The sequence below is a fragment of the Cyanobium sp. BA20m-p-22 genome, from assembly GCF_024346275.1.
Classification (GTDB): Bacteria; Cyanobacteriota; Cyanobacteriia; order PCC-6307; family Cyanobiaceae; genus Cyanobium_A.
The window spans coordinates 1-8,223 of sequence record NZ_JAGQCQ010000160.1; the positions used below are offsets into that span (position 1 = coordinate 1).

Annotated in this window: 7 protein-coding genes; all 7 read left to right on the forward strand. The window is 61.1% G+C overall.

Going from position 1 to position 8,223, the window contains the following annotated elements; translation table 11 throughout:
• Positions 1-492, forward strand: a 492-nt coding sequence (locus KBZ15_RS13560) for a hypothetical protein (protein ID WP_255015747.1), incomplete at its 5' end; no start/stop codon positions are given.
• A complete protein-coding gene (locus KBZ15_RS13565; protein ID WP_255015748.1) occupies positions 489-1,583 on the forward strand; it encodes a serine/threonine-protein kinase in 1,095 nt (364 codons plus the stop codon). The genes KBZ15_RS13560 and KBZ15_RS13565, both read left to right, overlap by 4 nt.
• Before the next feature lie 512 nt (positions 1,584-2,095).
• A complete protein-coding gene (locus KBZ15_RS13570) occupies positions 2,096-2,338 on the forward strand; it encodes a hypothetical protein (RefSeq protein ID WP_255015749.1) in 243 nt (80 codons plus the stop codon).
• Between the two features lie 204 nt (positions 2,339-2,542).
• The gene (locus KBZ15_RS13575) at positions 2,543-3,421 is read left to right on the forward strand and encodes a hypothetical protein (RefSeq protein ID WP_255015750.1); all 879 of its coding nucleotides are present in this window, start codon (positions 2,543-2,545) and stop codon (positions 3,419-3,421) included.
• A complete protein-coding gene (locus KBZ15_RS13580) occupies positions 3,418-3,975 on the forward strand; it encodes a BREX protein BrxB domain-containing protein (RefSeq protein ID WP_255015752.1) in 558 nt (185 codons plus the stop codon). The genes KBZ15_RS13575 and KBZ15_RS13580 overlap by 4 nt, the downstream gene beginning before the upstream one ends.
• Entirely contained in the window at positions 3,972-7,466 is a 3,495-nt protein-coding gene (gene brxC, locus KBZ15_RS13585) for a BREX system P-loop protein BrxC (protein ID WP_255015753.1), read from the forward strand. Before KBZ15_RS13580 ends, brxC begins: the two co-directional genes overlap by 4 nt.
• A gap of 5 nt (positions 7,467-7,471) precedes the next feature.
• Complete coding sequence (locus KBZ15_RS13590) at positions 7,472-8,194, forward strand: BREX-1 system adenine-specific DNA-methyltransferase PglX (RefSeq protein ID WP_255015755.1); 723 nt, start codon at positions 7,472-7,474, stop codon at positions 8,192-8,194.
• The last annotated feature ends 29 nt before the right edge of the window (positions 8,195-8,223 follow it).

An 8,223-nucleotide genomic window follows, 5' to 3' on the forward strand; every position in this document is an offset into this window, starting at 1 on the left:
TGGCACTTGTCCGGCTCAGATCTCCCGGCGAGTCTTTCTCCAGTCCGCCGAGGTGAGGTTCCTAGCTTTGAGACCCTCTCACTTGGCATCCCGGCCAGAATCTACGTACTACTCGATGCGTCACTCAGCATTAGTCCAGCTAAAAGGCCAAGGATAAGAGAGATTCAGATGGCTCTAGAGGAGTTTCTTTTAATCGGCAGGCACAAAGGCCTGCTCGTGACCCCGGATAAGGTGTTGACTATTGATAAGAACTGTCCTTCCATTCGCATGAGACTGGGTAGCTCGACAAACGGTGATGAATGGTCAATCGCCATAAGCTATTCAGGAGCCTCTTTTGACGTGTTTGAAACTGTTGGGGAGGTGCGAGTGAACAACAAACCTATTGTTGCTGGCGAGAAAATGCCTAAGAGTTGCGTGATCACTCTTGGCGCTGGTGGTGACAAGAAGGCGTTTGCCACGTTCGATATCTCTAATCCAGAGGTCGTGCCGTGAGAAATCGTCGGCTCCACGCAGCAGGTGACCTCATCGCAGATCGATACGAGATCCTTGAGTTTTCCGGTGAAGGTGGAATGCAGGAGGTCTATCTTGCTAATGACCTCCATCTAAAGAGACGGGTTGCAGTAAAGACTCCAAAGAATGCGTCTGCAGACAAGCGTTTTGAGCGCAGTGCGATTGTGAGCGCACAGGTCAATCACCCCAATGTTGCTAAAACTCTTGACTACATCAATGATGGAGAAGCGCAATATCTTGTCGAAGAGTTTATTGATGGCAAGGATATCAAGAAGGGATTGTTAGAGCCTTTCTTCGCGCTAGATCCCTCACTTGTTGCCAAAATCCTGCATCACTTAGCCAAGGGATTGGCGGCGTCACATCGCGCAGGTGTGGTGCATCGTGATCTTAAGCCGAGCAATGTGATGTTTATTGGCGGGCCTGAAGTGCATGGGATAAAAATTACTGACTTTGGCATTGCGAAGATGGCCAAGGAAGAGATCGACGATGCTGTTGTGGGTGGCGATGAAACAATGTCAGCCTCTAAGACAGTTGTTGGAGCTCTGCCATACATGGCCCCTGAAGTGCTTAAGTCCCAGGAGAGCGCGGGAACAGAATCTGATATCTGGTCTGTAGGGGCAATGATCTACGAGCTATTGGCGGGTGACCCCCCATACGGTCGTGGCCTTTCTGCTGTTGCCAAAATCATGCAGGCGGAAGTTCCTGATCTTCCCATCCGCTTTCCAGGGCGGTCACAGTTCAAGCCGCTGGTTAGTGATCTCGCGGACATTGTCATCCATTGTCTGAGCCCGAACCCGTCGGACCGTCCGAGCGCTAAAGAGCTTTCCGTTAAATGCGCTGACCTGTGCTACACGGTCTCGGAGAGGAGGTTCGGAGAGTGCGTCTTTTTGCATTCCTCCGGTGCCTTTGGCGAGATCAGAGATGACGATGGCAGCATGGTCTTCTTTAACAACAAGAGCGTCTATGGATCCAGACTCACCATGGGTGCAAGGGTCTGTTTCTCTTGCTTTCCTGGCCACCCCAATCCACGAGCGCATCCAGTCCTGCTTCTCAACGAAGAGGATCAATCTTAAACGAATCTTTTGGCCTTCCCTCGGTCCCACAGCGCAGCTGATTAGCGATGTCAAGCAATTCTGATTTCGTAACTCACTGCAGGACGGTGATCGCGAGGGCGCGATCTAGGGGTATTGAGCCTCAGAAGATCAACGAGGTCCTGACGGCCCTCAATGCCTTTGAAAGTGGACAGGGTGGCCTGGATAAGCTTCGCCAGCTCACCAAGCTACTCAACAAACGAGCCCAATTCATCCAACTGCCCACGCAGGAGAAGCCCAAGTCTCGAAAGAACACAGGAGTTCAGATTGTCCAAGGGGGTGCTCCGGGCTAACAGCAGTTCTTGGCGTTTGCCTGGCAGCGGACTTGTTGCGCTACCCGCTTGACGTTGGTCGGCCCATCGGGACTTGCGATCACCCCACCTGGTCTGCCCCGGCGCCCGCACCGCGAAAGGGCTAACGCGAGTCGCTGCGCGACCCTTGCGCGCTGCTGGCTTCTCCGGGGCGCAACGGCAGGGTCGTTCGCCAGCACAGCCATGGCCCGCACCCACACGCACACGCTTCCCTCTATCCGCAGCGCAGTAGAGCAGCAATGCCCGATCCGCATCATCTCGGTGCATCTGCTCGATGCGGCAGGCCGGCTGCTGCGGGTGCTGTTCCTTGATCGAGAAGGGCACATCAGCTCCCAGCCGCACTACGTGCCCCGCGAGCAGGCTCTGATCCTGGCTGCCAATCAGCAGCGGGTGCTGGGCTCTCAAGCCCGGGTGCAGGTGTTGTGAGGCACTGGCCCGGCGGTTGCCCCGCCGGGCCTCCACCCCTGCTCAAGGCGTCTACAACCACCCCAGGCTCTAGCCATAGCTACATCGAGGGCCAAAACTATGCGTGTTGTGCATAGTTTTTGCCAGAGTTATGGCGGGTTCAGAAGCCAGGCGGCGCCAGGCGTTGCCAGGGGTCAGACTGCTGCAAGAACGCTGCTGTGCTGCATGCGCACCAACTCGCGGTGCGGCCTCCACCAGGGCCCTCCCAGGCCAGCCCAGCCACTCCGCTACATGCCCGCCCGTCGTTCCAGCCCCAAGCCCCCAAAGGTCGCAGACACCAAAGCTGATCTGGCGGCGCTGGGCTTCCGGGTGGCCGACAGCGGCCCTCACACCAGCAAGACCCTGATGCTCCAAGAGCTGGAGGCACTGCTGGCGGCGATTCCAGCAGATGCTCCGGCCAAGGCGTATCGGGCAGCGATCGTGGAGGAGAACGTGCTGGGCAAGCGCACCCTCTCCACCCGCAAGGAAACCGCCACCCGGCTCACGGCTTTACATGGTCTTGATCCGAGCAAGCCGCTGTTCCGGGTGCTGCGCCGGCTCTGGGCGGTGGATCCCGCCGCACACCCCCAGCTGGCCCTGCTCAACGGCCTGGCCCGGGATCCGCTGCTGCTGGCCACCACAGCTCAGGTAATGGGGGTGCCCCAGGGCGAGCTGCTGCAGCGATCCGAAATGGTGGCGGCGGTCCAGGGCTTCAGCCACGACCGGCTCAGCGCCAAGGTGCTCGATGCGGTGGCGCGTAACACCGCCAGCAGCTGGACCCAGAGCGGTCACCTCAAGGGCAGGGTCAAAAAGCTGAGGCAGCCGCTCAATCCCCATCCGGTGTCACTGGCACTGGCGGTGTGGCTTGGCTACGCCAGCGGCAAGCGCGGCAAGGCCCTGCTCACCACCCCCTGGGCGACTGCGCTCGACAGTTCCAGCTCGGGGCTACTTGAGCTGGCTCAGCAGGCCAAACGCCTGGGCTTGCTCAAGCTTTCCCACGGCGCTGGGGTGGTCTCGATCGATCCCAGTGGATTAGATCCCCTGCACGGAGGCCAGCAGTCATGAGCCGGATTGATGAACTGGCGGCGCAGTACTCAGACCACATCTCTGTGCCCTGGCAGCAGGGCCTGCCAGCCGCGAATCGGGTGGTGATGCTCGTCTACGAGAAGGAGCTGGAGCGGCACCTGCGGGCCAAGTTGCTGGAGTTTGAGCAGGCCACCAAGACGGCAGGCCACGGCTGGCTGCTGGTCGATCTCACCACTGCCTTTGCCGAATGGATGGGTGGCATGAAATACCGCGAGGAATATTTCCAAGCCCCAGATGACATCCGCCTCAAGCTGGATTCCAGCTTCCTCAGGCACGTGGCAGACCTGATCAAAGCCCAGCTCAGCGCGGCCACTGAAAACGATGTGGTGGCGCTGCTGGGGGCCGGGAGCCTGTTTGGCTTCCTGCGGCTCTCCGATGTGATCAAGGAGGTGGAGCGCGAGATCCAGGGCCGTCTGGTCGTGTTCTTCCCAGGTCAGAAAGACAGCAACAACTACCGGCTGCTCGATGCTCGAGACGGCTGGAACTACATGGCGGTGGGCATCACCCGCCATCCCACAGGAGCGGTGGCATGACCCAAAAGATTTTCCAAACCCTGCAGCGCGACCCGCGCACCAGCCCGCTGGCCAACAATGGCCAGGCGCGGATCACCACGCTCGACGACGAAAACTCCCGCATCGAGCTGGAAGGTGAGCTGAGCACCTTCGTGTGCGACGGCCAGTACGGCCAAGCGATGGAGCGGATCCTGCAGAGCTACCTGGCCCAACAGGGACAGCCCCGCCAGAACGCTGCCTGGGTGGCGGGGTTCTTTGGCAGCGGCAAGTCGCACTTGCAGAAGACGCTCGGCCACATGTGGGCTAACACCGAGGTGTTCCCAGGCAAGCGCGCCCGAGATCTGGTGCTGGAGCTCCCCGATGGGGTGAAGGCCCAGTTCCGCGAGCTCGATACCCTCGCCGCCAGAAGTGGCAAACCGTTGATGGTCGCCAGCGGCGCCATGCCCTCTGGCGCCAAGGACGCCGTGCGCAAAACCGTGCTTGCGATCCTGCTCAAGGCGGTGGGCATGCCCGAGAAGGTGCCCCAGGCACGCTTCTGCTTCTGGCTGCGGGAGAAGGGTTACCTCAATGCGGTGCGTTCCGCAGTGGAAGCAGAAGGCAGCCGCTGGCTGGAGGAACTGGATGAGCTCTACGTGAGCCCGCTGATCGCTGGCGCCGTGCTGGAGCAAGACCCGGACTATGCCGCCGGCAACCGCGAGGCGCGGGATGTGATCCGCCAGCAATACCCCAACAGCGACAGCGACATCACCACCGCCGAGTTCGTGCAGCTAGCCCGTAAGGCCCTGGCGCCCGATGGCGGCGAGCTGCCCCACACGATGCTGGTGCTCGATGAGGTGCAGCAATACATCGGTGACTCCAACGACCGGGCCACCGACTTTGTGGAAGTGGCCGAGGCGCTGCAGACCGAGCTCGACAGTCGGGTGATGTTGGTGGCGTCAGGCCAGTCGGCGCTGTCGTCAGAAACGCCCCAGCTGCAGAAGCTCAAAGACCGCTTCCGGGTGACGGTGCAGCTGTCGGACACCGACGTGGAAACGGTGATCCGCAAGGTGATCCTGCAGAAGCGCGCCGATGCCCAGGTCGATGTGCAGCAGGTGCTCGAGGCCAATGCCGGTGAAGTGTCCAAGCAGCTGGAAGGCAGTCTGATCAAGGAGCGATCAGAAGACCGTCAGGTGGCGGTGGCCGACTACCCGCTGCTGCCCACGCGCCGGCGCTTCTGGGAGGAGTGCTTCCGCAGCGTCGATGTGGCCGGCACCAACAGCCAGCTGCGCTCCCAGCTGCGGATCATCTTTGACGCCGTCAAAGACATCGCAGAAGAAGACCTGGGCCGGGTGATCACCGGCGATGTGTTGTTCACATCGATGGCGAACGACCTGGTCAATTCAGGTGTGCTGCTCAACGAGCTCAGCAACCGAATCGCCAATCTCGGCAAGGAGGGCACGGAGGAGGGCAAGCTCAAGCAAAGCCTCTGCGGGCTGGCCTTCTTGATCAGCCGGCTGCCGCGCGAGCAGGGCGCCGATAAGGGCATCCGCGCTACATCCCGCACCCTGGCCGACCTGATGGTGCCGGATCTGCGCAAGGACAGCGGCCCCCTGCGAAATCAAATCGCCGGCTTGCTGGAGGCGATGGCAGAAGACGGCACCTTGATGAAGGTGGGCGATCAGCCGGGCCTGGAGGAATACCGCCTTCAGACCACAGAAGGCGCCCAGTGGCAGCGGTTGTTTGAGGAGAAGCGCCAGGCGGTTCGCAACGACACCGCCGAAATCACCAACGAGCGTGAGAAGCGCCTCGGCCTTGAGCTCCAGAAGGAACTCAAGGCGGTTCGCTTGCTGCAGGGGCAAGCCAAGATCCAGCGGTCGATCGTCCCCTGGCCTAACCCCGAACCACCGGCGCCCTCGAACGAGCAGGTGGTGGTGTGGATTCGCGATGGCTGGGGCTGCAGCGATAAGGAGGTGCGCGATGCCGCCCGCGAGGCCGGCGCCGACGATCCGGTGCTGCATGTGTTCCTGCCGCGCAGAGGCGCGGAAGAGCTGCAAAGCCGGATCATTGATGCAACGGCTGCTCGCCGGGTGCTCGATCACTACGGCACCCCCTCCACACCAGAAGGCAAGGAAGCAAGGCAGGCGATGCAGAGCCGCCAGAGCCGCGCAGAAGACGACTGCAACGAGCTGATTGCCGATGTGATCGCCAATGCCCTGGTGCTCAAGGGCGGCGGCATCGAGGAGTACGGCATCAAGCTCAGCGAGAAGCTGCAATCCGCGGCTTCTGAGGCTGCACTAGCTCGGCTGTTCCCCGAGTTCCACAAGGCCGATCACGGCAGCTGGGGCACCGCCGTGAAGCGCGCCAAAGATGGCAGCGATTCACCGCTTTCAGCCGTTGGCCATCAGGGCTCAAACGACAGTCATCCGGTAGCCCGCATCGTCATCAGTGCAATCGGCGGCGGCAAGGAGGGCAGTGCAATTCGCGCCGTCCTACGCGTAGCGCCCTATGGCTGGCCGCAGGATGCAATGGATGCGGTGCTGCTGGCCCTGCTGCGCGATGGCACCCTCAGCGCTAAGGACAGCCAGAACAACGCGATTGGGGTTGGTCAGCTCGATCAACAGAGCCTCGGCAAAGCCCGCTTCTACCTGCAGGAGATACGACTCAGCACCCGGGAAAAGATGGATGTGCGGGGCGTGTTTGGCAAAATTGCTGGCGTCACAGCCCAGTCAGGGCAGGAAGAAGCCAAGGCCGTCGAGTTCCTCGATGCCATCGAGAACAAGGTTCTCCAATCCGGTGGTGAGGCCCCGCTGCCACAGCCAGTGAACGCCACCCTCCTGAAGGAGCTGCGCCAAAAGAGTGGCCCCGAGCAACTCAAAGCGATCCTTGATGCCAAGGAGCAGCTGCAGGAGTTGTGGGATCAGGCCTGCAGCCTGGCCGCCCTCAAAGAGAAACGGTTGCCTGGCTGGGAACGACTGCAGGCTCTGCTGCACCAGGCCCAAGGGTTGCCTGTTCGCCAAGAGCTGGAGCCCCAGGTGGAGGCGATCCGGAGCCAGCGCTCGCTGCTTGATCCCACCACCGATTTCGCGGCTCCCCTGCTGCAGCAGCTGGAGCAGGCACTCACGGCAGAGCTGGAGCAGGCCCAGCAACAGCTGAGCCAGGTGGTGGTCGCCGAGCTGCAGCAACTGCAGGCCAGTGCCGAGTGGCAAGACCTACCGGAGGTCGAGCGCAATCGCATTGGTCAAGCCCTGCAGTTACCGGTGGCGGCTCCACCAGCTGACCCCGTAGACAGAAGCAAGTTGCTGGAGGCGCTGCAGCAGCGCTCCCTGGCCAGCAGGGCGGAGCTGGCCGAAAGCCTGCCCACCCGCTTTGGCAAGGCGCGATCTGCGGCAGCCAAGGCCCTGGAGCCCAACATCCAGCCACTCAAGCTCAGCAGTGGAGTGCTCAAAGACGAAGCAGCACTTGATGCCTGGTGGGCCGCTGAGCGCCAGAAGCTCGCAGCTGCCCTGCAAAACGGTCCGATCCAGATCAACTAATCCCCATGCCCGCTCTCGCCTCAGATCTGCGCAAGACCCTCGAAAACACCGTGGTGAAAGCCAGGGACCTGGCCGAGCGTGGTGCCCGTGAAGCCCTCAACAGCCTTGCGGTGGAGGGGAAAGACCCCTACACATCCATGAGTGAGGAGGAGCGCAAGCTGCGCAACCGCCTACGCGCCCGCGGCCGCCAGCTGGGGGATCAGCGCGATCCTCAGAAGGGCAGCCAAAGCATCGAGCGCTTGGTGCGGGAAATGGCCTACGAGCACTGGCACCGGATGCTATTTGCCCGCTTCCTGGCGGAGAACCAGCTGCTGATCGAACCCTCTTCTGGTGTTTCGATCAGCCTTGATGAATGCGAGGAGCTCGCAGCCGAAGAGGGAACAGATCTCTGGGGGCTGGCCGCGCAATACGCCCAAGCGATGCTGCCGCAGATCTTCCGGATCGATGATCCAGTGCTGGCAGCAAAGTTGCCGCTGGAGATCCGCCAACAGCTGCAGGGCCTGGTTGCTGAGCTGGAAGCGGAGACCTTCACCGCCAGCGACAGCCTGGGCTGGACCTATCAGTTCTGGCAGACGAAGCGCAAAAAAGAAGTCAATGACTCCGGCGTCAAGATCGGCGCCGATGAAATCTCCCCGGTGACGCAGCTGTTCACTGAGGACTACATGGGGACTCCTGAAAAAGCCAGATCGACTGCAGCGCAGCTTGTTTCAGCGATAAAAACCCGATAAACTGGCCTTGATCAGGGCAATCGACGATT

Bases quoted from the DNA above. Each gene is read 5' to 3' on its own strand.
- KBZ15_RS13570 (WP_255015749.1), top strand. From the start codon at position 2,096: ATGGCCCGCACCCACACGCACACGCTTCCCTCTATCCGCAGCGCAGTA.
- KBZ15_RS13575 (WP_255015750.1), top strand. From the start codon at position 2,543: ATGCGCACCAACTCGCGGTGCGGCCTCCACCAGGGCCCTCCCAGGCCA.
- KBZ15_RS13580 (WP_255015752.1), top strand. From the start codon at position 3,418: ATGAGCCGGATTGATGAACTGGCGGCGCAGTACTCAGACCACATCTCT.
- brxC (WP_255015753.1), top strand. From the start codon at position 3,972: ATGACCCAAAAGATTTTCCAAACCCTGCAGCGCGACCCGCGCACCAGC.
- KBZ15_RS13590 (WP_255015755.1), top strand. From the start codon at position 7,472: ATGCCCGCTCTCGCCTCAGATCTGCGCAAGACCCTCGAAAACACCGTG.